We start from the raw sequence: 22678 nt of genomic DNA, 5'->3' as shown, positions 1-22678 counted from the left end.
CTCCCGATTAGAATGTACGTGGTGCTGGTGGAATTGCATCAACAGTCAACGGTTTGAAGCGCACTGGCTTATATTCCAAACGGTTATCTGATGAATACCATAAAGTATGCTTCATCCACTCATCATCACGGCGACCGTATGAATAAGTTGGGTGATCAGCTGGCAATTCATAATCAACTACAGTATGCGCACCACGACACTCTTTACGCGCAGCAGCTGAAATTAATGTAGCTTTTGCAACTTCATATAAGTTTTCAACTTCAAGCGCTTCAACACGTGCAGTGTTAAATACTTTAGATTTATCTTTCAAGTGAATGTTGCGCACACGTGGTTCAAGAGCAAGAATCTCTTTAACACCTTTATCAAGCAAAGCTTGAGTACGGAATACACCAGCGTGGTCTTGAACGATATCACGAATCGCATCAGCAACTTCTTGTGCATTTTCGCCAGAAGTTGATTCATCCAATTTACGTACGCGATCTAAAGTTTGCTCTAATACGTTTGTTGGAAGTGGTGCATATTCATCACCATGATGCTTAGTTACGTAGTCGATAATGTGCTCACCAGCAGCTTTACCAAATACAACCAAGTCAAGAAGTGAGTTAGTACCTAAACGGTTTGCACCATGTACTGATACACAAGAACATTCACCAATTGCATAGAAACCTTTTACAGGTTTAGTGTAGTTATCTGTACCTGCTTCAGGTAAGCACACTTGACCATGCATATTTGTAGGAATACCGCCCATTTGATAATGGATTGTTGGTACTACAGGAATTGGTTCTTTAGTGATGTCAACGTTCGCGAATTTTTTACCAATCTCAAATACAGATGGTAAACGCTTCATGATTGTGTCAGCGCCCAAGTGAGTCATATCTAGTAAGATATAATCACCTTTTGGACCACAACCACGACCTTCTTTAATTTCTTGGTCCATAGAACGTGATACGAAGTCACGTGGAGCCAAGTCTTTTAAAGTTGGTGCATAACGTTCCATGAACGGTTCGCCGTCTTTGTTACGAAGGATTGCACCTTCACCACGACAACCTTCAGTTAACAATACGCCTGCGCCCGCAACACCCGTAGGGTGGAATTGCCAGAATTCCATATCTTGTAATGGAATACCAGCACGAGCAGCCATACCAAGACCGTCACCAGTGTTGATATAAGCATTTGTTGATGCACGGTAAACACGACCAGCACCACCTGTCGCAAACAATGTCGCTTTTGCTTGGAATACTGCGATATTACCAGTTTCTTGGTCAATCGCTGTTACACCAAGAACATCACCTGCTTCGTTACGGATCAAATCAAGCGCGATCCATTCAACGAAGAACTGAGTACCCATTTTCACGTTGCTTTGATAAAGCGTGTGTAATAATGCGTGACCAGTACGGTCAGCAGCAGCACAAGCACGTGGAACTGGTTTATCACCATAGTTCGCAGAGTGACCACCGAACGGACGTTGGTAAATTGTACCATCAGCGTTACGGTCAAACGGCATACCCATGTGTTCAAGTTCATACACAACTTTTGGTGCTTCACGACACATAAATTCAATTGCGTCTTGGTCACCTAACCAGTCAGATCCTTTTACCGTATCGTAAAAGTGGAAGTGCCAGTTATCTTCTTGCATGTTACCTAACGACGCACCAATACCGCCCTGAGCAGCAACTGTATGTGAACGTGTTGGGAAAACTTTAGTAAGTACTGCAACTTTCAAACCTGCTTGAGCAAGTTGGTAAGAAGCACGCATACCAGAACCACCACCACCAACGATAACTGCATCGAAAGTGAGGTTTTGAATATTTGAATAATCTTCTTTAGGGGTTATCGCGCCCATGATATCTTCCTATCAATTCGCCCAGAAAATCTGGATACCCCAGATTGCGTACACAAACACTGCAATAATGACAGCCGTCGTCAGTACAAGGCGTAAACCTTTCGCTGAAGGACCCATTTGACGAGTAGTGACATAGTCAGTGAAAACTTGCCACATACCAATCCATGCGTGTGCGATAAGCGATAAAATTGCCAATAAAGAAAAAATCTTCATTGGTAATGTCATCATGAAACCAGCCCACTGTTGATAGTCAAATCCACCTTTGCAGAGAATCCAACCAAAAAGAACAACAGTATAAGCTGCTAATACAACCGCACTTACACGCTGGATAAACCAATCACGAGAACCTGAACCAGTTAAACCTGTAGCACTTTTCATTAGAACATAATCCATACAAAGGCTGCGATAATGGCTACCACAGATAAGATCAATGAAATTGTCGCTGCAATACGACCACTTTGCAGTTCTTCAGCAAAACCTAAATCTGCAAGTAAGTGCTTAACTCCAGCAATGAAGTGGAATATTAAGCCGGCTGCAAATACCCAAACAACAAAACGTACAAGGATATTTCCAAAAACGACATTTTTAACGTAGTCAAATCCTTCTGGTGAAGATAATGATTTATCTAGAATCCATAAGAGAACTGGTACTAATAAGAAAACGATGACACCTGATAAACGGTGTAAAATTGATGCAATAGCCACGGGTGAGCGTAAATTTACCGCTAACACCTGACCCATGGACAAATTGACAGGTCTGTTGCTTTTCACAGCGGGCATCCTGTAGGTAGAAACTCCGACCGGAGTTTGTTGAATTAATTCCAAGGAAAGCTGGCATTGTTAGGCAAGCACAGCTCATGCCTAACCTATAAACGACACTGAATTATAAAACGCGAAGTATCAAAATACAAACAATCCACTTTGCCATTTCAGCAAAAAACCATTAAATAAGAATCATTCAAAACAATATTACATTATTAAGTCAATAAAAAAACTATACCTATATACATCATGTCCTTGTTTAAAATAACTTTTTATTTAATTTCATTTTTTCTGAAATTTCTTTTAAATAAGCCGATTTTAGACTAAAGATAAAGTTATAAATTCCTCATATCAATAGAAAAATGATCGCAATACTCTCCTATTTTCAATGTGAGCCACATTTCAAATAAGTGAACAGACTTATATTTCAGATAGATATTAAGCGATCTACACTAGTTTTTCGAAAGTGAATTTCATTAAAAACAGTTCTTATGATTTTAAACTCATCTGATAAGCTATTTTTTATACAATTAAACTTAAAAAAAGAACAATATTCTTTGTTACAACTAAATAGAAATACAATTTTTTTTGAGTATAAATTTGAAATTACATCATGAGTTTTATGATTTTTTTAAGGGGATTGGCATTTTCTACCGTCTTATTATTTTGAATTGCAATTTATAAATTTGCTTACAATTGTACTCATCCTTCATTTTTTTTCTGCACGTTCTTGTTGAATTGACTTATTATACCATCCCGATGCAGTGATTTTACTGACTTTTTTGCTCGGGTCTTGATGACTAACTCTCTGTGGGAACGTCATTTTTTATCCATAAGTATAATTGACAAAATTTCAGTACTCACTAATCTTATAGCAAATTTTGACACCGTCTGATTCGCACATGAGAACATTAGGATTTCGAGTCAGATCAACATTCACCAGGACAGGAGATCTATTGAATGTCTGAAGCAAATGGCAAAAAAGCCGTATTACATCTTGATGGCAAAGAAATTGGATTACCAATCTACAGTGGCACTTTAGGTCCAGATGTAATTGATGTCAGCAGCATACTGAAAGAAGGTCATTTTACTTTCGATCCTGGTTTTATGGCGACAGCCGCATGCGAATCTAAAATTACTTTCATTGATGGTGACAAAGGTATTTTATTACACCGCGGCTACCCAATTGATCAGTTAGCAACTCAAGCAGACTACCTTGAAACTTGTTATTTATTATTAAATGGCGAGCTCCCAACTGCTGAACAAAAAGTTGAGTTTGATACGAAAGTACGTGCTCACACTATGGTTCACGATCAAGTTAGCCGTTTCTTCAATGGTTTCCGTCGTGATGCTCACCCAATGGCAATCATGGTTGGTGTTGTAGGTGCATTATCTGCGTTCTATCACAACAACCTAGATATTGAAGACATCAACCACCGTGAAATCACTGCAATTCGCTTAATTGCAAAAATTCCAACACTTGCTGCTTGGAGTTACAAATACACAGTAGGTCAACCATTCATCTATCCACGTAACGATTTAAGTTATGCGGAAAACTTCTTGCACATGATGTTTGCTACTCCTGCTGACCGTGATTACAAAGTTAATCCTGTTCTTGCTCGCGCAATGGATCGTATTTTCACGCTTCATGCTGACCATGAGCAAAATGCTTCTACATCTACAGTACGTCTTGCTGGTTCTACTGGTGCAAACCCGTATGCATGTATCTCTGCTGGTATCTCTGCACTTTGGGGCCCTGCTCACGGTGGTGCAAACGAAGCAGTTCTTAAGATGCTTGATGAAATCGGTAGCGTTGAAAACGTTGCAGAGTTCATGGAAAAAGTTAAACGCAAAGAAGTTAAGCTTATGGGCTTCGGTCACCGCGTTTACAAAAACTTCGATCCACGCGCTAAAGTAATGAAGCAAACTTGTGACGAAGTTCTTGAAGCTTTAGGTATCAACGATCCTCAATTAGCACTTGCTATGGAACTTGAGCGTATCGCATTGAACGACCCGTACTTCGTTGAGCGTAAACTTTACCCTAACGTAGACTTCTACTCAGGTATCATCCTTAAAGCGATTGGTATCCCAACAGAAATGTTTACTGTAATCTTCGCTCTTGCTCGTACAGTTGGTTGGATCAGCCACTGGTTAGAAATGCACAGCGGCCCTTACAAAATCGGTCGTCCTCGTCAGCTTTATACTGGTGAAACTCAACGCGACATCAAACGTTAATATTCGAAAGAAAATTAATGAAAAAAAGCTGCCAAAAGGCAGCTTTTTTATTTACGTCTTTTTCTACTCTAGACTTATTCTTCTTCATACATAGTTAACAAGTGATGACTAATTCCATCTGCTCGCAACCAAGCCAGCTCATAGCTCGCTTTAGCCAACGCTAAAACACGTCTTTCAAACTCAACCCATATCGTTTTGACTTGAGACTCCGAAATACCCAAACCACTCTCGTGTGCTAGATGTTTATTCTTTTCACATATTTTTAAGGCATGGTAAAGCTTACGCCCCTGGCTCGCCCCTTCCATTAACCGAACACGCTTACTTAAAATAAAGCCTTCAACATGCTGCAAGTCTGCATGAGGCAACATCGGTACTAAGATTTGATTCAATTGATCATCTAAACGCTTCCATACAGCCAAACGCTGCTCTGCCGTATAAGTGTTCCATTGAATCACCTCGTGGTTAAAACGGCGACAACCACGACAAACCTGATCACCAAAAACTGTTGAACAACGCCCTGCACATGGGGTGAGAGAGAGCGTTCGATGATCATTACTCAAAACAAACTCCTTAAATAAACCATATACTTTTTATGGTTTTCTCGCTTATTACTAATTTTCGCGCTAAAATATGCGCCTTAAATTTCTATATTAATACATTTGGAGTTTTCCATGAACGCTACTGTAGAACAGCTTGCACCTGTAGAACAGCAAGCGACCGCAGGTTGGGTTGTTGCAGCACTATATCAATTTAAAGAAGTTCAAGATCCTGCCGATCTTCAACAACGTTTATTAGACTTAGTGAAAACAATTAACCTTTGTGGAACTCTGATTGTAGCAGGTGAAGGAATTAATGGTACTGTTGCTGGTGATCGCTTAGCAATTGATACACTACATCAATTTTTGCTCAATGAAGGCTTTGGTGCTATGGAATACAAAGAATCCCATAGTTCTGACAAACCTTTCCGCAAAATGAAAATTAAACTTAAAGAAGAAATTGTGACTTTAGGTGTTGAAGTTAAACCTCGTGACTTAGTCGGTCACTATCTTGATCCTAAAGAATGGAATGATTTAATCGCACGTGATGATGTAATTTTAATCGACACACGTAATGATTACGAATATAAAGCGGGTACATTTAAGGGTGCAATTGACCCTAAAACAGAAACATTCCGTGAGTTTCCAGAATACGTTAAGAAAGAGTTAGAGCAACATAAAGACAAAAAAATTGCGATGTTCTGTACTGGTGGTATTCGCTGTGAAAAATCAACTTCTTTACTTCTTCAAGAAGGATTTAAAGAGGTTTACCATCTTAAAGGCGGTATTCTTAAGTACTTAGAAGAAACCCCTGCTGATGAAAGCTTATGGGAAGGCGAATGCTTTGTATTTGACGGACGTACTGCTGTAACTCATGGTGTAGAGGAAGGCGTGAATATTAAATGTCATGCTTGCGGTTGGCCTTTAACTCCTGAAGAGTCTGCTCTACCAAGTTACGAACATGGTGTTTCTTGCGTTTATTGCATCGACAAGACCACCGAAAAGCAAAAAGCTGGTTTCCGTATGCGCCAATCACAAATTGCTGCTGCAAAACGTAAACGCCTATAACACCATACTATAGTTTTTAAAGGGCATTTAGATTTCTAACTGCCCTTTTTTATTTGTACAAATTAATTTTTTACAATAAAAAACGCCCTAGAAAGGACGTTATTTATTATTTCTTCTAATAAATTAATTTGGCGTATGATACATCAAGTATAATTCATTCAAATTATCTGGGATTTCTTCTGCCAGTTCATCCATTAACTGTCCATTACGACGGAAAGATTCCATCTGTGGATCTTCTTCATCAATTCCACTAAATACCATCATTGGTAAAGTTAAATCAATTAATTGTTCTTCATATTCAGGTGCAAACCATGCATCTTCATTTAAGAACATCGCATCAACAAATCCAACACTCCAATCGCCTAAGCTAGACTCAACATCGGCTTCTTCAATTTCAAACGGAAATTCAATTCCATTTTCATTTGCTAAGTCTTGTCGAATTGACTCTAACCACGCTTTGATCTGCTGAATAATTTCGGCAGGAACTTTTTTATGGTTATTATCAAATAATTCATCTAACCAACGATCAAACTGAGGGCCTACTGCAATTGCACACAGAAAACCATGAGTTGCAGCGAAATCCAGACCATACTCATTGTGGTCTCCATCTAGATATTCACTTAATTGGTCTAAATCTAACGCACTCATTGTGTTACCTGACTATAAAAAAGAAATCTACGATAGCATAGCATCTAAGCTGACGATGCCCTATTCAGATTTGATTAGTCTTCATCATCAAGATCATCATCGTCTAAATCATAATCAAAATCTTTTAACTCACGCTCTAAACGGCGTTGGGCTAATAGATCATCAATTAATCTACGTTTTTCTAATGATTCTTTCGCAGTGATTTTGCCTGATGACTCATCAAAACCGACATCATCATCATCACCGTAGTTATCATCTAGTTCAAAATCTGTAGAAGACACTAAAACTACCTCTAATGAAAAAATGTGAATGGGTCTAGCCGCTATTTATCTTTCTTATTTAACTGTGTCAAGTTTTATTTATATTTTTTTCATTAAACTGCATATTTGTGCTTTTTTTCACCCAAAAAATTGTGTATTTATAAAGCTGAACTATTTTTTTGATCAAAAAAAAATTCTATGATCTTTTCGATGATTTAAGCTTGAAAAAAATGATTTTAGCCCAATATTCAAAAAACAGACGTGAATTCAAAGATATTTTTTATTTAACGGTTACTGATCAAAGCCAAAACATTTCAAGCAAATTGTGCTATCATGCACGGTTTTTCACTGCCACAGATTCAACAAAGAGTAAGCAAAGATGAGCGATATGCATTCCCCTACTTCTCAAGTAGCGGCTCTGATTAGCCGAGGCAAAGAACAAGGTTACTTAACTTACGCTGAGGTTAACGATCATCTGCCGGACTCGATTACTGAAAGCGAACAGATTGAAGACATCATCCAAATGCTTCAAGACGTTGGTATTCCTGTACACGAGCGTGCACCTGAATCTGACGATACCATGTTCGGTGAGTCGGCTGACGCAACTGATGAGGTTGCTGAAGAAGAAGCTGCTGCCGTACTTGCATCGGTTGAAAATGAGCCTGGACGTACGACAGACCCTGTACGTATGTACATGCGTGAAATGGGTACAGTTGAGCTGTTAACCCGTGAAGGTGAAATCAGCATTGCCAAACGTATTGAAGAAGGTATTCGTGATGTCCTTAATTCAATTGCTTACTGGCCAAATGCTGTTGAAGTTGTATTAAAAGAATATAATGATTTTTTAACTGGCGAACGCCGTCTTGCAGATATTTTATCTGGCTACCTCGATCCTGAAACCGATGAAGATATCCCTGAAGTTTTAGAAGAAGTTGAAGAGCTTGAGGAAGAAGACGAATCATCTTCAAAATCAACCAAAGAAGTTAAGCTTGATGATGACGATGAAGAAGAAGAGTCTGAAGGTGATGATGACTCTGAAGGCGATTCAGGACCAGACCCAGAAGTTGCAAAAGTTCGTTTTACTGAACTTGAAGCTGCTTGGGCTAAAACAAAAGCTGTTGTTGAAAAGCATGGTCGTAACAGTCCAGAGGCTGAAGAAGCTTTAGAAGCTTTAGCTACTGTGTTCATGATGTTTAAATTTACACCACGTTTATTTGACATCATCTCTGAAATGATTCGCGGTACACATGAGCAAATTCGTGCCAATGAACGTGAAATCATGCGTTATGCAGTACGTCGTGGCCGTATGGACCGTACTCAATTCCGTACATCTTTCCCTAAACAAGAATCTAATCCAGCTTGGTTAGATGAACAAATTGCTAAAGCACCTGCTGAAATTAAGGCGCATTTAGAAAAAGTTCGTCCAGATGTTTTAGCATTCCAGCAAAAGATTGCAGATATTGAGAAAGAGCTTAGTTTAAGCGTTGCTGAGATTAAAGATATCTCTAAACGTATGGCAATTGGTGAAGCGAAAGCACGTCGTGCCAAGAAAGAAATGGTAGAAGCCAACCTCCGTTTGGTAATTTCTATTGCGAAGAAATATACTAACCGTGGTTTACAGTTCCTTGACTTGATTCAAGAAGGGAACATTGGTTTGATGAAAGCTGTAGACAAGTTTGAATACCGTCGTGGTTATAAATTCTCGACTTATGCAACTTGGTGGATTCGTCAGGCGATTACCCGTTCGATTGCCGACCAGGCTCGTACGATTCGTATTCCAGTACACATGATTGAAACGATTAACAAGATCAACCGTGTATCTCGTCAATTGTTACAAGAAATGGGCCGTGAACCAACACCTGAAGAATTAGGTGAACGTTTAGAAATGGATGAAGTTAAGGTTCGTAAAGTACTTAAAATTGCTAAAGAGCCGATTTCGATGGAAACACCTATTGGTGATGATGAAGATTCACATCTTGGGGATTTCATTGAAGATCAAAACATCACTTCTCCAATTGATGCTGCGACTTCAGAAGGCTTAAAAGAAGCAACTCGTGAAGTATTGGAAAACTTAACTGAACGTGAAGCAAAAGTATTGAAGATGCGTTTTGGTATTGATATGCCAACCGATCACACACTTGAAGAAGTAGGTAAACAATTTGATGTAACACGTGAACGTATCCGTCAGATTGAAGCGAAAGCATTGCGTAAATTACGTCACCCTTCTCGTTCTGAACATTTACGCTCTTTCTTGGAAAATGACTAAGTTTTGAAAGCTTGAAATTTCAAAACCAAGCCCCATTTAATAGAAAGAGCTATAAACGCCTGCGATAATGCAGGCGTTTCAAATCATGAGGTAACTTATGTTAGACCGCACTCCATCTCGCGAACTACAAGAACATCTTTGGGTATTTCCGATGGATTATCCAATTAAACTTATTGGCGATGCGGGTGAAGAATTACGTGTTGCTGTAGTCGATATTTTGGTAAAACATTTTCCAGACTTCGACCACTCAACATTAAAAGTTCAAGAATCTCGCACCGGCAAGTATCATTCTTTAACAGCACAATTGCGCTTTGAAGAATTGGAACAAGTTCATGCACTTTATGCTGACTTGGCTGCTTGTCCGCAGATTAGAACTGCGCTTTAATTTTAAGTTCTTCAATAAATACCACAGTCAGGCATTCTTACTGTGGTATTTTTTTGGAAATTTTACAACCTAACGACCACGAAAAACCTTACAAATATTTAGAATTCCTTTTATAAAATCCTTTAAAATTACAAGGTTTTCGGCTTTTATCTAGTAGATATGATCTGGGTGCCGCATAAACTAATTATAGGAAGATATTGTGATGAGCCTTGATAAACCTAACTTAATCATTCGGCAATGGAACGATTTACAAGATTATCAAAGCAAATTTGAAACCATGAAACTCTTAACAAATGAGCGAGATCAAGATACGCCCGATGAGTTATGGTTACTTCAACATCATAATGTTTTAACTCAAGGTCAAGCTGGTAAACCTGAACACATCCTAATTTCATCAGATATTCCTGTAGTGCAGACTGACCGTGGCGGACAAGTAACTTGGCATGGACCTGGTCAACTTGTGGCTTACTTCATGTTTGATCTTAATCGTCTAAAGTGGAACGTACGCACATTGGTCAGTTTTGCTGAACAATTCATGATAGATGTTTTAAAAAAATACGGAATTGAAGCGTATGCAAAGCCAGATGCACCAGGAGTTTATGTGGATGGTCGTAAGATTGGTTCTTTAGGTTTTAAAATTCGTCGTGGCCGTAGTTATCATGGATTAGCATTAAACTTGGACTGTGCCTTAGAAGGGTTCCAGACGATCAATCCTTGTGGCTACGCAGGTTTAGAAATGGTGCGTATACAAGATTTGGTGACTCCTTATCCATCATTCACTCAACTTTGCCAAGACTTTATTGAGTATATTAAAAATACTGGGTACTTTAATGACCCAGAAGTCAAAACCGAATAAATCGCTTTGCGATGAAATAAAAATGGATTAGAGTAATTACTCTAAATTTGCTTTTGCACAATTTTAACAAGGGATACGCGAGTGATTTCGACAAAAGCTGTAAAGCCTACTCTGCAACTTGCCTACGTTAAGCTCATGATGGATGTTGTTGGTCGTGGCTTAGTCATGGCAAGTCAAGTGGACACTGAAATACAAGAGGAAGTATCTAAATTTCCTGTTCACTTTGTACTTTCAATGAATGTTTTCCCAAATGGACCAGCATTTTTTGCTCGAGTCACAGAAGACAAACAGTTAGAGCTACTCAAAAGAGCTGAAAGAAAGCCAGACTTAACGATTACATTCAAACATGTAACTCATGCATTTTTAGTATTTTCTTTTCAAGAAAGTACTGCCCAAGCATTTGCTAATGACCGAATGATTGCTGATGGTGATGTATCTGCTGCCATTCGCTTAGTACGCTGTCTAAATAAAATGGAATCTCTTATTTTACCTAAATTGGTTGCGTCTCTTGCAGTCAAAGAATACCCAACCGAACTCACCCTAAAAGAAAAATTCAACGAAGCTGCAAATATTTACTTAAAAGTAGCTAAGTCCTATTTCAAGCGGAGCGCATAACATGGCTAAACCCTATTACGAATTCTTTTGTCCTGTAAAAGTCATTGCTGGTAATGCTGCGTTAGAACATATTCCGTTTGAACTTGCGACTTTAGGCGCAAAACGCCCGCTCATCATTACAGATAAAGGTGTGCGCGCAAATGGCTTACTCAACCCGATTGAAGCTGCATTCAGTACGACCGATGCTGTCATTGGTCATGTGTTTGATGATGTTCCACCAGACTCAAGTTTAGAAGTCGTTCGTCTTGCCGCAGAAGCTTATCGCAAGAATAAATGTGACGCGATTATTGCGGTAGGTGGTGGTTCAGTTATTGATACCTCAAAAGCAACTAACATTTTAGTGTCTGAAGGCGGAGATGACTTACTTCAGTATTCTGGTGCACACAACTTACCAAAACCATTAAAACCATTTTTCGTAATCCCAACTACATCAGGTACGGGATCTGAAGTGACTATGGTTGCCGTGGTTTCAGATACGCAAAAGAATGTTAAATTGGCATTTGCCTCTTATTACTTAATGCCACATGCAGCGATTTTAGATCCACGCATGACACTTACATTGCCACCTCATTTAACTGCAATGACAGGTATGGATGCCTTAACACATTGTGTTGAAGCCTATACATGTATGGCTGCCAATCCACTTAGCGATGCTTATGCAAGTGCTGGAATTAAAAAGATTAGTGAAAACCTATTTAATGTCCTAGAAAACCCAAATGACTCACAAGGTCGTTTAGAACTAGCACAAGCCTCTACAATGGCAGGTATTGCATTCTCTAACTCAATGGTAGGCCTTGTACATTCTTTAGGTCATGCTTTAGGTGCTGTTGCTCACCTGCCCCACGGTTTATGTATGAATTTATTCTTACCATATGTGCTTGAATATAATAAGCAGGTAAATGGCCAGAAAATTGGTGAATTACTATTGCCATTAGCTGGTGCTGATATCTATGCACAAACTCCAGCAACTCAACGTGCAGACAGAGCGATTGCAACAATTTTAGCGATGCGTGATCGTTTATTTACCTTAACCAAGTTACCACGTACTTTACGTGAAACTGGCAAAGTAACTGAAGCACAGCTCGATGAAGTTGCAGAAAAAGCACTAAATGACGGCTCAATTATTTACAATCCTAAAGAAGCAAGCCTAAAAGATATTCGAGAGATCTTACAAAAGGCATGGTAATTCGATAAGTTAAATCAAAAATCCCCCATAAGATCCTGATTTTTATATAAAATCAGGATCTTTTTTATAGATGTGAATCTATATTCATCATTTTATTTGTAAATATGGCAAAAAATTTGCTAAAAAATCGATGAAAGTACTGACAATTTGCATCAATTTAGGATAGATTGGCGCACTTTATCTTTTTCTGTAGGGGGGATCGTTCGTCTCAAACGATCCTTAACACCAAGCTGATCCTTGATCAACGATTATGAGGATAACGCCGTTGACAACTATCTCTGGGACTCCGTCTGTAGTTAAGCTACGAAAAACGCTAGGTCTTTGGCATATTATTATTATTGGTTTAGCCTATATTCAGCCAATGACATTATTTGACACATTCGGTCTAGTTTCCGAAGAAAGTCATTACCATGTTCCAACTTCGTACATTTTTGCATTAATTGCCATTTTGCTAACATCGATTAGTTATGGACATATGATTAAGCGCTATCCATCTTCAGGTTCAGCTTATACCTATGCACAAAAATCAATTCACCCTAATGTTGGTTTTATGGTGGGTTGGTCATCTTGGTTAGATTATTTGCTTTCACCAATGGTCAATATTATTTTGGCTGGTATTTATCTTGATGCATTATTTCCTACAGTCAATCATTGGGTATGGGTAATTGTATTAACCGCTTTCATGACTGGTATTAACTTACGTGGCGCACGCTTTGTTGCTAATTTTAATAGCCTGATTGTATTTGTACAGTTACTCGTGATCGGCATATTTACTTATCTAGTCTATAGCAAATTACAAATGGGCTATAATGCAGAAGGTCCAATTACAGAAGCAACCCGTTATCAGTTATGGAGCTTAGAGCCTTTCTGGAATGAGTTGACATCCGTAGGGGCATTAGTCACTGGTGCAACATTACTTTGCTTCTCGTTTACTGGATTCGACTCTTTAAGTTCTTTAGCAGAAGAAACAAAAGACACTGAGAAAACATTACCTAAAGCGATTTTCTTAACAGCACTTATCGCTGGTGTAATCTTTGTCATCAGTACTTACTTCATGCAAATTTACTTCCCACATGATCCTAAAAACTACTTTGAAGATGTTGCAGCAACACAGCCAGACATTTTATTACTTGTAGGTGGTTCATTATTTCAGTCATACGTTCTTGCTTTTGCAATTATTACTGTCATGGCATCTGGTATTTCAGCTCATGCAGGTGTATCGCGCTTAATGTATGCAATGGGACGTGATGGTGTAATCAATAAAAAAATCTTTGGTCATGTTAGTCCAAAGAACTATACGCCTTCATACAATATTCTTATTGTTGGTGTTGTAGCACTAGCAGCAGGTTTCATGAGCTTAGATATTGTCATTTCAATGATTAGCTTTGGTGCGTTAACTGCATTCACATTTGTTAATTTATCAGTGATTTCACGCTATGCTTTACGTGATGGCCGCACAAAGAATTTCAAAGATATTTTTAACTTTGTAATTATTCCACTTCTTGGCTTCTTCAGTATTTTCGCTCTATGGCTTGAGATTGAAGAGACAGCCTTGAAATATGGATTATGGTGGGCAATGTTCGGTATTTTATACCTAGGTTATAAAACTAAAGGTTTTAAATATCAAGCACCTCAACATAATGAACACGAATAATAAAAAAGGCGCTTAAAGCGCCTTTTTTATTGTCAAATTAACCAAAAATTTTGTTCACAATATTTTGTACACGTTGAGCATAGAGTTTCGCTGTTTCAAGGTCTCCAGCAGGGACTTCCTCTACACTTGCATCAGAAGGTGATTGAACTAAAAGTCCAACTGAACCACCTAAGTTATTTACATCTTCACGTGTTGCATCTTTTGTATTCGCTGGTAATAAACCAAGGCTTACCCAAATTCCACCATGTTGCGATGCTAAAGTCTGTAATTGAATAAGGGTAACCTGCTTATCCCCATTTAAGCTCGCGCTGTTTGTGAAGCCTGCAAATACTTTATCTTGCCACCCACGTGTAAACCAAACTTTTGAAGTTGCATCAGCAAACTTTTTAAATTGCCATGGTGCTGTACCCATATAAGTCGGAGCACCAAAAACAATCCCCTTCGCATCATTTAATGTCTGCCAATCTTGCTCAGTAATATTACCTTCTTGATCAATCTGGATGAGCTGAGCATTAATTTCGTTTGCAAACGTTTCAGCCACGACTTTAGTGTGGCCATAACCAGAGAAATATACAACTGCGATATTAGAGTTAGACATGGGAGCAAACCTTTGTTTTATTAAATTCCACTTTATGATATATTTTAGAAACTAGGTGTCAATTAGTTACTAATTGGTAACTATGGTAATTTTTTAAGAAATTAGCAGGTAAATAATATGAATGAATGTCTAAAATATAATGTTTTTCAACAACATTGCCCTGCTCGTTTATTTTTTGAAAAAATTGCAGATAAGTGGGTTTTATTAATTTTAAATGTGCTTGAAGAGGAAACTCAGCACTTCAACTTGCTCAAAAAGAATATTCAAGGTATTTCACCTAAAGTCTTATCACAGAAATTAAAAATGCTGGAAAGAGATGGTTTCATTGAGCGTAAAATTCAGAATACTTCTCCTATTCGTGTTGATTACTCACTCACTTCTCTGGGACAAAATGTCGCTTCAATGGCGTTCCAATTAAAGGAATGGGCCGAAACCAATATTGAACAGGTTTTAGCAGCTCAAATCATTTATGACGAAAAAACATTAGAACAAGCATAAATAAAAATAAGGCCACAACTGTGGCCTTATTCTCATTGAAAAACTATTAACTTATCCTAAGTTTTTAAAACCCTGCTGACGCCATGCTTCATAAACAATCACAGCCGTTGCATTAGATAAATTTAAACTTCTTGAGTTTTCAGCCATTGGCAAACGAATCCACTGTTCTTGTGGAAACATCAAGCGAACATGCTCAGGCAAGCCCCGTGTTTCCGGCCCCATCAGTAAAGCTACAGGTCGATTCAAATCAACTGTATGTGGAGTTGCAGATCCTTTTGTGGTGAGTGGAAAAACATGCTCTACACCTTTAGCTTTCAAGTCAGCAAGGCAAAGTTCTATGTTGTCCCAAATTTGCATACGAGCCCATTCATGATAATCAAGGCCTGCACGCTTAAGCTTTTTATCATCTAATTCAAAACCTAGTGGTTTGACTAAATGTAGCTGTGCGCCCGTATTAGCACATAAACGAATGATATTGCCTGTATTGGCAGGAATTTCAGGCTCATATAGGACAACATGAATCACAAATTTTCTCGACTTTAATAACCAGCAATAAACCCAAATGAACTTATTGCCATTTTAACTGTTCACGTAAATTCACCACTTCACCAATAATGGTTAAAGTCGGTGCTACAATATGATGTTCAGACACTTTAGTTGCAATATCAGCTAATGTTCCAACAATAACTTTCTGTTCTGGTGTGGTTCCTTTAGATATTAAGGCTACAGGCATATCGGCACGTTGACCATGAGCAATAAGTTGCTCACAAATACGCTCCAAACCAACTAACCCCATATATAAAACTAAAGTTTGATTTTCATAAACCAGTTCATTCCAAGGGAGTTCAGGTGAACCTTCCTTTAAATGCCCAGTTAAGAAACGAACACTTTGTGCATAGTCACGATGTGTTAATGGAATGCCCGCATAAGCTGAACAGCCTGATGCTGCAGTTATACCCGGTACAACCTGAAAAGTGACATTCGCCTCAACTAGCTCTTGTATCTCTTCACCACCACGCCCAAAAATAAATGGATCACCACCCTTTAAACGACAAACACGCTTTCCTTTTTGAGCATATTCAACCAATAAGGCATTGATGCTATCTTGGGGAACAGAGTGATTTGAACGGGCTTTACCGACATAAATTTTAGTCGCATCACGGCGACAAAGCTCTAAAATGGGTGCAGAAACAAGACGATCATAAATCACAACGTCGGCTTGTTGCATAAGACGTAATGCTTTTAGTGTCAGTAACTCTGGATCACCCGGTCCAGCGCCGACTAAATAAACTTCACCTTTAGGGGTAGTCCATTCTGTCAGGGCTTGCTGAATCAAACCATTAGCAACGTCTAAATTGTCATTAAAAACTTGTTCTTTTAATGGGCTAGCATAGAGGTTTTCCCAAAAAATCCGACGTTCATCCGGATTGGGAATTTTTTCTTTTACCTGCTTACGCCACTGACCAGAAAATTCAGCCAACTTACCCATGCCATGTGGAACAATTGTTTCTATTTGAGTACGAAGTTGTCTCGATAAAACTGGTGATGCACCATTTGAAGCGACAGAAATAATTAACGGGGAACGATCAATAATAGCTGGAACCATAAAGCGGCAATGTGGAATATCATCAACACTGTTTACCAGTAAATTACGCACTTCACATTGTTCAAAAACAGCTTTATTCACTTGCGTATCATTAGTGGCAGCAATCACTAACCGATATGGTGTATTTAATATTTTTTCAGCAAAGGACTCAGCAAAATACTCTCCGCCTGTCGTTTTGACTAACTGTAAAAGCTGCTCTTCAATTACAGGAGCAATAATATCAATTACTGCTCCTGCTTTGGCTAAAAGATTTGCTTTGCGCAGCGCAATATGCCCCCCACCGACAATCAGACAACGTTGCTGTTGCAACTTTAAAGAGATTGGAAAAATATCCACCTTAAACCTCTGCATTAATCATCTGATTTGGGTTAAGCAAAAACCATGCACAATTTAGATGCAAAGCTTAGTCAATAAACGTTGCACCACCCATATATGGGCGTAATACTTCTGGAATCTCGATAGAACCGTCTTCACGTTGGTAATTTTCCATCACAGCAAGCAAAGTACGTCCAACTGCCAGACCTGAACCATTTAGTGTGTGCACTAATTCGGTCTTCTTTTGATCCATTCTGTAGCGTGCTTTCATGCGGCGGGCCTGAAAATCACCCATATTAGAGCAACTAGAGATTTCACGATAAGTATTTTGGCTTGGAACCCAAACTTCCAAATCGTAAGTCTTAGTTGCACCAAAGCCCATGTCACCACCACAAAGTAAAATTTTGCGATATGGCAAACCAAGTGCCTGCAAAATGCCCTCAGCATGTGCCGTAAGTTCTTCAAGCGCCTGCATAGATGTTTCAGGTTTAACGATTTGCACCATCTCAACTTTATCAAATTGGTGCTGACGAATTAAACCGCGTGTATCTCGACCATAAGAACCAGCTTCACTACGGAAACATGGCGTGTGCGCTGCATATTTTAATGGCAAGCGTTCAGTATCAATAATCTCATCACGAACGAAGTTAGTAACTGGAACTTCTGCTGTAGGGATGAGGTAATATTCTTTTTCACCTTGAAGTTTGAATAAATCTTCTTCAAATTTTGGTAACTGCCCAGTACCACGAAGTGAATCAGCATTGACCAAATAAGGCACATACGCTTCTGTATAGCCATTCTTTAAAGTATGAGTGTCAAGCATGAACTGAGTTAATGCACGTTGTAGGCGTGCTAAAGGACCTTTCAATACGCTAAAACGTGAACCAGTCAATTTAGTCGCAGTTTCAAACTCTAAACCGCCCATCCACTCACCTAAATCAGTATGATCTTTGATTTCAAAATCAAACTGACGAGGCGTACCCCACTTTGAGATTTCAACGTTATCATCTTCATCTTTACCAGCAGGAACAGACTCATCTGGTAAGTTAGGAATACTCAACGCTTTTTGTTCAATCTCGTTTTGGAGCTCTGACAAAGCAACTTCAGCAGCTTTGATTTCATCACCAATGGCTTGCATACGCGCCATGATTTCAGAAGCATCACCACCGGATTTTTTAATCTGACCCACTTGTTTTGCACCGGCATTACGTTCTGCCTGCAATTTTTCAGTTTTTGATTGCAAGTCTTTACGGCGAGTTTCTAAAGAAGCCCATTCTTGAACATCTAATTGAACACCGCGTTTTGCCAAAGCCGCATTAACGGCTTCAATATTATTTCTGAGTAACTTAGGGTCGATCATAATCAATCATAATATGGGTAAAAAACTGGCTATAGTGTAAGGCCTTAACACTAAAAAATATAGTGATCATCTTCATAACGAATAGCTTTCACACAATTGTTAGAATAGATCACCAGTTTTACAAGTTATAGTTTGGCACACTTGGTAAGTACTCAGGTTTAATGAACTTATTCGCCTCAAAATACGGCAGGGTTAATTCAGACATTCCCTCTGCATATGAAGCTAGCTCATAAATTGGATAGACAAATACAATGCCATTAGCACCATAGTAGAAATTATCACTTAATTGCAGTTTTTCACGAGTAATATTGTGCTCTTGAAGCCAGTTGGTATTTGCTTCAAAAAGTGCATCAACCAACTGTTTTTCAACATCTGGCTTAATAAGCTCTTCAACAGTAATGTGCTTTTTATTTAACAAATCAAAATTTACAAATTCTTGATGAGACATGCCATGTGCAGCACCTGCAGAATAGGAATAGGTCTGGAATGCAAAAGTTGCAAGATTATAATTTTGTCCTAAATAGCGAACATAAATTGCACTTTGGCTCGAACGAGGCTCGCCTTCAGGTACTTCGACTGGTTGATCTGCCAGATTTGCAAAAGCGTTCGGATCTGCTTTCTTTATACGATTGGTGAAGTAATCATTAATCCACTTCTGATTGGTTTGTACCGTTTGAAAGTCATACTCAGTACAACCATCTTCTAAGCAAACTTTTGATTTTGGCAATTTTACTGGGATTACTTTTGCTTGAATTACAGGAACACCAGCCTCTTTCGTTTCTTTAACTTTTGCAGTCGAAGCAGCCTGCTCTTCTTTGGCTGCCGACTTTGGTTGACAACCAGTCACAATTGCCATTGCAGCCATTAATGGAAGAATACAAATAATTTTCTTATCGTAAAGTCGCATAATAATCCCCATGAATTTACCTATAACACTATACAAAGCGCAAGAATAAGACGGGGTTAAAAAATGTATCTGTCTCTCTTATATAAAAAAGCTACCGTGAAGGTAGCTTTTTTAAGAGGCTTTAATTATTGGTCAATAACATCTGTACCTTTTGGCGGCGTAAAGTTAAAGACTGATGCCGGAATTGAAGCATTTACTTTAACGTTCTTAAAGCGTACATAGGTGGTTTGACCTAATGAGTCTTGTAATACCATAAGTGTAGGCGCTTTATTTGCTCCGAAGCTAATCGTTAAGCTTTGGAATGCCCCATCTTCTTTTTTAGGGAATAATGTGAAATAGAGTTTAGATTTATCGGGTTGTGTTACACGATAAGACTTCATGATTTGGTTGGTATTACCAGAGAGTAATAATGCTGGTGTATCTGCAACCTGATCATCTAAGCTTTGGCGGACCGCTTGTTGTAAATCTGGATCATAGATCCAAACTGTTTTTCCGCTCGTTACAATTATTTGTTTAGCAGGACTTATTGTTTCCCAATAAAATTTCCCCGGACGTTCAACTTTCATTGAACCTTTAAATGTCTGGTTCATATGCTGTGCACTTAAACTCTTTTTCTGTGCCACAGTTTTTGTATTGGCTTTAGTTGTTTGTTCAAAGTCGGCAGTCAAACGCTGTAAACCTGATAACTGATTAACCAGGTTCCCAATTGCCTGTTGCTCCGGTGCTGCTACAGGCGCAGCAAACACTGTAGTACTCATTACAGGAGCAAGCACTGACGCGCTAAGTGTAATAGCACACATAGTTTTACGAAGCATATTCATGTCATCACCTTTTTAGTTGCTGTAAGACAACTTACTCTCTTTCAAAGTTATAAAGTTATGAAACTGAGTAAGCTCTTAATTCAAGACTCATATTAACCGACAAACTCTGTGCTAATCATTGAGAAAATAAGATATTTTGTTATGTTATTCATGTTGTTTGTAGAATTTCATTCATCATGATGAAGATGAATAAAAATAAATGCCATAAAAAAAGCCCACAAAATGTGGGCTTTTTTCGAGCTAAAACTTATACAGTTTCAACTTTTACGTAGCGACGGCCAAATTGACCTTTCACTTCGAATTTTACTACGCCGTCAGCAGTAGCAAATAAAGTATGGTCACGGCCCATACCAACATTTGCACCAGCGTGGAACTCTGTACCACGTTGACGAACGATGATGTTACCAGCAGTTACAGCTTGACCGCCGTAAACTTTAACACCTAACATTTTTGGGTTTGAATCACGACCGTTCTTCGTCGATCCACCGGCTTTTTTAGTTGCCATGTCTCTTACTCCTCGTGATTAGCCTGAAATACCAGTAATTTTCAACTCAGTGAACCATTGACGGTGACCTTGTTGTTTACGGTAGTGTTTACGACGACGCATTTTGATAATGCGGATTTTGTCGTGACGACCATGACCAATCACTTCTGCAGTTACTTTAGCGCCAGCTACAACTGGAGCACCGATTTGAATGTTGTCACCGTTTACAACCATTAATACATCATCAAATGTAATAGTCGCACCAGATTCAGCTTTCAATAATTCAACTTTAAGGGTTTCACCCTCAACTACACGGTGCTGTTTACCACCGCTTTGGATTACTGCGTACATAATGTACTCCAATCAGCCCGTGTCGTCGTGTCGATAAAGGGATATATCGATCTTAAAACGAACGCCACTGGGGTTATACAAGGCGACAGATTTTAAGTGAAATTTGATCAAACGACAAGTATTTTCTATATATCAGCAAAGCATGCTCCCCTATTCTTACAAAATCAAACAGCTTGGACTCGAATTTAGCAGTTTTCATTGATTCTGAATGAAAATTAAAATACAGTTCCAGACACAAATTGCGTCAAGAACAAGTTGTATTAATGCTGATGTCATTAAATTTATTGTTTTGCCGGAAATATCGTATTTTGCTTAAATAAAGAACAAAGAACGCTAAAAGACAATAGAAATGATTAATATCAGCCACTTGTTAACCTATGCAACACATCTTTAATTGATACACTAACGCCACTTATCTACCAATACGGGGTTTTTCTTCATATGGTCATCGATTTCAAGCAAGACATTCTTGCGCCTGTTGCCTCAGACTTTGCTGCGATGGATCACTTGATTAATGAAGGAATTAGCTCAAAAGTCGGTTTAGTCATGTCTGTCAGCAAACATGTAGTTGAAGCTGGCGGAAAACGTATGCGCCCAATCATGTGTTTACTTGCAGCACGTGCTTGTGGTTTAGATAACATGGCAAATGCACAGCGTTTAGCTGCAATCATTGAAATGCTGCATACCGCGACACTAGTCCATGATGATGTGGTAGATGAATCTGGGCTTCGTCGTGGTCGTCCTACAGCAAATGCAACATGGAACAATCAGACAGCCGTTTTAGTCGGTGACTTCCTGATTGCTCGTGCATTTGATTTACTGGTCGATTTAAACAACATGACTTTATTAAAAGACTTTTCAACAGGTACATGTGAAATTGCTGAAGGTGAAGTATTACAACTTCAATCGCAGCATCAACCAGATACAACTGAAGAAACTTATTTAAAAATTATTCATGGTAAAACGTCTCGCCTGTTTGAGCTGGCTACAGAAGGTGCTGCTATTTTGGCGGGGCAAGAAGCGTACCGTGAACCATTAAGATTGTTTGCCGGTCATTTTGGTAATGCATTCCAAATTATTGATGATATTTTAGACTACACATCTGATGCTGAAACATTAGGTAAAAATATTGGGGATGATTTAATGGAAGGTAAGCCAACTTTACCGTTAATTTCTGCATTAGCACGCTCAACAGGTGAAGAGCATGTGATAATTCGTCGCAGTATCGCAACTGGTGGAGTAGACCAACTATCTCAGGTCATCGAAATTGTACAGAAGTCTGGTGCTTTAGATTATTGCAACCAACGTGCCCAAGAAGAAACAGAAGCAGCACTGCAAGCTTTATCAAACCTACCCGATACACCGTATCGTCAGGCTTTGATTAACTTAACTCAGCTTGCGTTACATCGAATACAATAGATATTA

The 22678-nt window shown here is 38.8% G+C and carries 25 protein-coding genes; 11 read left to right on the top strand and 14 right to left on the bottom strand.

The annotated features are described in order from the left end of the window. Positions 1–7 precede the first annotated feature (7 nt). From sdhA to sdhC, 3 genes are read right to left on the bottom strand one after another with little or no spacing between them, the layout of a single operon-like run. Positions 8–1843 (bottom strand): succinate dehydrogenase flavoprotein subunit, encoded by a 1836-nt coding sequence (gene sdhA / locus HJG58_RS16090; RefSeq protein ID WP_002116225.1) that lies wholly within the window; start codon positions 1841–1843, stop codon positions 8–10. Positions 1844–1855: 12 nt separating this feature from the next. Then, positions 1856–2221: a succinate dehydrogenase, hydrophobic membrane anchor protein gene (gene sdhD, locus HJG58_RS16085; protein ID WP_000833672.1), complete on the bottom strand. Its 366-nt coding sequence runs from the start codon at positions 2219–2221 to the stop codon at positions 1856–1858. Next, positions 2221–2622, bottom strand: a complete 402-nt coding sequence (gene sdhC / locus HJG58_RS16080) for a succinate dehydrogenase, cytochrome b556 subunit (RefSeq protein WP_075384165.1) — start codon at positions 2620–2622, stop codon at positions 2221–2223. The genes sdhD and sdhC overlap by 1 nt, the downstream gene beginning before the upstream one ends. 473 nt (positions 2623–3095) lie before the next feature. On the opposite strand from sdhC, the gene HJG58_RS16075 reads away from it, so the two are divergent. Continuing rightward, complete coding sequence (locus HJG58_RS16075) at positions 3096–3221, top strand: hypothetical protein (protein ID WP_081038229.1); 126 nt, start codon at positions 3096–3098, stop codon at positions 3219–3221. 343 nt (positions 3222–3564) lie between these two features. After that, positions 3565–4839: a citrate synthase gene (gltA, locus tag HJG58_RS16070; RefSeq protein ID WP_002116327.1), complete on the top strand. Its 1275-nt coding sequence runs from the start codon at positions 3565–3567 to the stop codon at positions 4837–4839. Positions 4840–4913: 74 nt separating this feature from the next. On the opposite strand, the gene HJG58_RS16065 is transcribed toward gltA, so the two are convergent. Beyond that, positions 4914–5399 (bottom strand): DUF1289 domain-containing protein, encoded by a 486-nt coding sequence (locus tag HJG58_RS16065; protein ID WP_005064555.1) that lies wholly within the window; start codon positions 5397–5399, stop codon positions 4914–4916. A gap of 111 nt (positions 5400–5510) precedes the next feature. Here HJG58_RS16065 and trhO point away from each other — a divergent pair, with 111 nt between their 5' ends. Then, positions 5511–6443: an oxygen-dependent tRNA uridine(34) hydroxylase TrhO gene (gene trhO / locus HJG58_RS16060; protein ID WP_002116523.1), complete on the top strand. Its 933-nt coding sequence runs from the start codon at positions 5511–5513 to the stop codon at positions 6441–6443. Between the two features lie 123 nt (positions 6444–6566). Here the strand turns inward: trhO and HJG58_RS16055 are convergent, their stop codons facing one another. Both HJG58_RS16055 and HJG58_RS16050 read right to left on the bottom strand, forming a co-directional pair. Then, complete coding sequence (locus HJG58_RS16055) at positions 6567–7091, bottom strand: YecA/YgfB family protein (RefSeq protein ID WP_002116105.1); 525 nt, start codon at positions 7089–7091, stop codon at positions 6567–6569. 74 nt (positions 7092–7165) lie between these two features. Beyond that, positions 7166–7372 carry a PA3496 family putative envelope integrity protein gene (locus HJG58_RS16050; protein WP_002116495.1) on the bottom strand — a complete coding sequence of 69 codons (207 nt, stop codon included), beginning with the start codon at positions 7370–7372 and terminating at the stop codon, positions 7166–7168. 358 nt (positions 7373–7730) lie between these two features. Between HJG58_RS16050 and rpoD the strand changes: the two genes are divergently transcribed. From rpoD to HJG58_RS16020, 6 genes are all read left to right on the top strand, one after another. Further along, on the top strand, positions 7731–9617 hold the full coding sequence (rpoD, locus tag HJG58_RS16045; RefSeq protein WP_002116414.1) for an RNA polymerase sigma factor RpoD: 1887 nt from the start codon (positions 7731–7733) through the stop codon (positions 9615–9617). Between the two features lie 97 nt (positions 9618–9714). Continuing rightward, positions 9715–10002 carry a YbeD family protein gene (locus tag HJG58_RS16040; protein WP_002116017.1) on the top strand — a complete coding sequence of 96 codons (288 nt, stop codon included), beginning with the start codon at positions 9715–9717 and terminating at the stop codon, positions 10000–10002. A 202-nt stretch (positions 10003–10204) separates the two neighbouring features. Beyond that, on the top strand, positions 10205–10858 hold the full coding sequence (gene lipB / locus HJG58_RS16035; RefSeq protein ID WP_057077040.1) for a lipoyl(octanoyl) transferase LipB: 654 nt from the start codon (positions 10205–10207) through the stop codon (positions 10856–10858). A gap of 81 nt (positions 10859–10939) precedes the next feature. After that, a complete protein-coding gene (locus HJG58_RS16030; RefSeq protein ID WP_005072911.1) occupies positions 10940–11473 on the top strand; it encodes a hypothetical protein in 534 nt (177 codons plus the stop codon). 1 nt (position 11474) lies between these two features. Next, positions 11475–12659: an iron-containing alcohol dehydrogenase gene (locus HJG58_RS16025; protein ID WP_017386748.1), complete on the top strand. Its 1185-nt coding sequence runs from the start codon at positions 11475–11477 to the stop codon at positions 12657–12659. A 250-nt stretch (positions 12660–12909) separates the two neighbouring features. Further along, positions 12910–14313 carry an APC family permease gene (locus HJG58_RS16020; protein WP_005064540.1) on the top strand — a complete coding sequence of 468 codons (1404 nt, stop codon included), beginning with the start codon at positions 12910–12912 and terminating at the stop codon, positions 14311–14313. A 37-nt stretch (positions 14314–14350) separates the two neighbouring features. Here the strand turns inward: HJG58_RS16020 and HJG58_RS16015 are convergent, their stop codons facing one another. Continuing rightward, positions 14351–14911 carry a flavodoxin family protein gene (locus HJG58_RS16015; RefSeq protein ID WP_005064539.1) on the bottom strand — a complete coding sequence of 187 codons (561 nt, stop codon included), beginning with the start codon at positions 14909–14911 and terminating at the stop codon, positions 14351–14353. Positions 14912–15028: 117 nt separating this feature from the next. Between HJG58_RS16015 and HJG58_RS16010 the strand changes: the two genes are divergently transcribed. Then, positions 15029–15409, top strand: coding sequence for a winged helix-turn-helix transcriptional regulator (locus HJG58_RS16010; RefSeq protein WP_170249634.1), 381 nt, complete (start codon positions 15029–15031; stop codon positions 15407–15409). 51 nt (positions 15410–15460) lie between these two features. On the opposite strand, the gene HJG58_RS16005 is transcribed toward HJG58_RS16010, so the two are convergent. The 7 genes from HJG58_RS16005 to rplU all read right to left on the bottom strand — a co-directional run bounded on the left by HJG58_RS16005 (position 15461) and on the right by rplU (position 21253). Continuing rightward, a complete protein-coding gene (locus HJG58_RS16005) occupies positions 15461–15934 on the bottom strand; it encodes a tRNA (cytidine(34)-2'-O)-methyltransferase (protein ID WP_002116042.1) in 474 nt (157 codons plus the stop codon). Positions 15935–15977: 43 nt separating this feature from the next. After that, positions 15978–17351 carry a siroheme synthase CysG gene (gene cysG, locus HJG58_RS16000; protein WP_170249633.1) on the bottom strand — a complete coding sequence of 458 codons (1374 nt, stop codon included), beginning with the start codon at positions 17349–17351 and terminating at the stop codon, positions 15978–15980. Between the two features lie 67 nt (positions 17352–17418). After that, a complete protein-coding gene (gene serS / locus HJG58_RS15995; protein ID WP_005064524.1) occupies positions 17419–18690 on the bottom strand; it encodes a serine--tRNA ligase in 1272 nt (423 codons plus the stop codon). 118 nt (positions 18691–18808) lie between these two features. Continuing rightward, the gene (locus tag HJG58_RS15990; protein ID WP_141315993.1) at positions 18809–19609 is read right to left on the bottom strand and encodes an RsiV family protein; all 801 of its coding nucleotides are present in this window, start codon (positions 19607–19609) and stop codon (positions 18809–18811) included. 113 nt (positions 19610–19722) lie between these two features. Next, on the bottom strand, positions 19723–20418 hold the full coding sequence (lolA, locus tag HJG58_RS15985) for an outer membrane lipoprotein periplasmic chaperone LolA (RefSeq protein ID WP_171545323.1): 696 nt from the start codon (positions 20416–20418) through the stop codon (positions 19723–19725). A 247-nt stretch (positions 20419–20665) separates the two neighbouring features. Then, a complete protein-coding gene (gene rpmA, locus HJG58_RS15980) occupies positions 20666–20923 on the bottom strand; it encodes a 50S ribosomal protein L27 (RefSeq protein WP_002116037.1) in 258 nt (85 codons plus the stop codon). A gap of 18 nt (positions 20924–20941) precedes the next feature. Continuing rightward, positions 20942–21253 (bottom strand): 50S ribosomal protein L21, encoded by a 312-nt coding sequence (rplU, locus tag HJG58_RS15975; RefSeq protein ID WP_000271409.1) that lies wholly within the window; start codon positions 21251–21253, stop codon positions 20942–20944. Positions 21254–21694: 441 nt separating this feature from the next. Here rplU and sdsA point away from each other — a divergent pair, with 441 nt between their 5' ends. Next, positions 21695–22672 (top strand): All-trans-nonaprenyl-diphosphate synthase, encoded by a 978-nt coding sequence (gene sdsA, locus HJG58_RS15970; RefSeq protein ID WP_170249632.1) that lies wholly within the window; start codon positions 21695–21697, stop codon positions 22670–22672. Positions 22673–22678: the final 6 nt, after the last annotated feature.

Source organism: Acinetobacter geminorum, assembly GCF_013009345.1.
In the GTDB taxonomy this organism is placed as follows: Bacteria; Pseudomonadota; Gammaproteobacteria; order Pseudomonadales; family Moraxellaceae; genus Acinetobacter; species Acinetobacter geminorum.
The sequence above is the reverse complement of the archived record's forward strand: the minus strand, read 5'-3'. Positions and strand labels throughout refer to the sequence as shown.

What these genes read in the sequence shown, in the direction of transcription:
- HJG58_RS15990 (WP_141315993.1), bottom strand. Translation starts at nt 19,609, where the DNA reads ATGGGGATTATTATGCGACTTTACGATAAGAAAATTATTTGTATTCTT.
- HJG58_RS16015 (WP_005064539.1), bottom strand. Translation starts at nt 14,911, where the DNA reads ATGTCTAACTCTAATATCGCAGTTGTATATTTCTCTGGTTATGGCCAC.
- rpmA (WP_002116037.1), bottom strand. Translation starts at nt 20,923, where the DNA reads ATGGCAACTAAAAAAGCCGGTGGATCGACGAAGAACGGTCGTGATTCA.
- HJG58_RS16040 (WP_002116017.1), top strand. Translation starts at nt 9,715, where the DNA reads ATGTTAGACCGCACTCCATCTCGCGAACTACAAGAACATCTTTGGGTA.
- HJG58_RS16010 (WP_170249634.1), top strand. Translation starts at nt 15,029, where the DNA reads ATGAATGAATGTCTAAAATATAATGTTTTTCAACAACATTGCCCTGCT.
- lipB (WP_057077040.1), top strand. Translation starts at nt 10,205, where the DNA reads ATGAGCCTTGATAAACCTAACTTAATCATTCGGCAATGGAACGATTTA.
- sdhC (WP_075384165.1), bottom strand. Translation starts at nt 2,622, where the DNA reads ATGCCCGCTGTGAAAAGCAACAGACCTGTCAATTTGTCCATGGGTCAG.
- HJG58_RS16075 (WP_081038229.1), top strand. Translation starts at nt 3,096, where the DNA reads ATGATTTTAAACTCATCTGATAAGCTATTTTTTATACAATTAAACTTA.
- HJG58_RS16020 (WP_005064540.1), top strand. Translation starts at nt 12,910, where the DNA reads ATGAGGATAACGCCGTTGACAACTATCTCTGGGACTCCGTCTGTAGTT.
- rpoD (WP_002116414.1), top strand. Translation starts at nt 7,731, where the DNA reads ATGAGCGATATGCATTCCCCTACTTCTCAAGTAGCGGCTCTGATTAGC.
- lolA (WP_171545323.1), bottom strand. Translation starts at nt 20,418, where the DNA reads ATGAATATGCTTCGTAAAACTATGTGTGCTATTACACTTAGCGCGTCA.
- sdhA (WP_002116225.1), bottom strand. Translation starts at nt 1,843, where the DNA reads ATGGGCGCGATAACCCCTAAAGAAGATTATTCAAATATTCAAAACCTC.
- gltA (WP_002116327.1), top strand. Translation starts at nt 3,565, where the DNA reads ATGTCTGAAGCAAATGGCAAAAAAGCCGTATTACATCTTGATGGCAAA.
- sdhD (WP_000833672.1), bottom strand. Translation starts at nt 2,221, where the DNA reads ATGAAAAGTGCTACAGGTTTAACTGGTTCAGGTTCTCGTGATTGGTTT.
- rplU (WP_000271409.1), bottom strand. Translation starts at nt 21,253, where the DNA reads ATGTACGCAGTAATCCAAAGCGGTGGTAAACAGCACCGTGTAGTTGAG.
- sdsA (WP_170249632.1), top strand. Translation starts at nt 21,695, where the DNA reads ATGGTCATCGATTTCAAGCAAGACATTCTTGCGCCTGTTGCCTCAGAC.
- HJG58_RS16055 (WP_002116105.1), bottom strand. Translation starts at nt 7,091, where the DNA reads ATGAGTGCGTTAGATTTAGACCAATTAAGTGAATATCTAGATGGAGAC.
- HJG58_RS16025 (WP_017386748.1), top strand. Translation starts at nt 11,475, where the DNA reads ATGGCTAAACCCTATTACGAATTCTTTTGTCCTGTAAAAGTCATTGCT.
- serS (WP_005064524.1), bottom strand. Translation starts at nt 18,690, where the DNA reads ATGATCGACCCTAAGTTACTCAGAAATAATATTGAAGCCGTTAATGCG.
- trhO (WP_002116523.1), top strand. Translation starts at nt 5,511, where the DNA reads ATGAACGCTACTGTAGAACAGCTTGCACCTGTAGAACAGCAAGCGACC.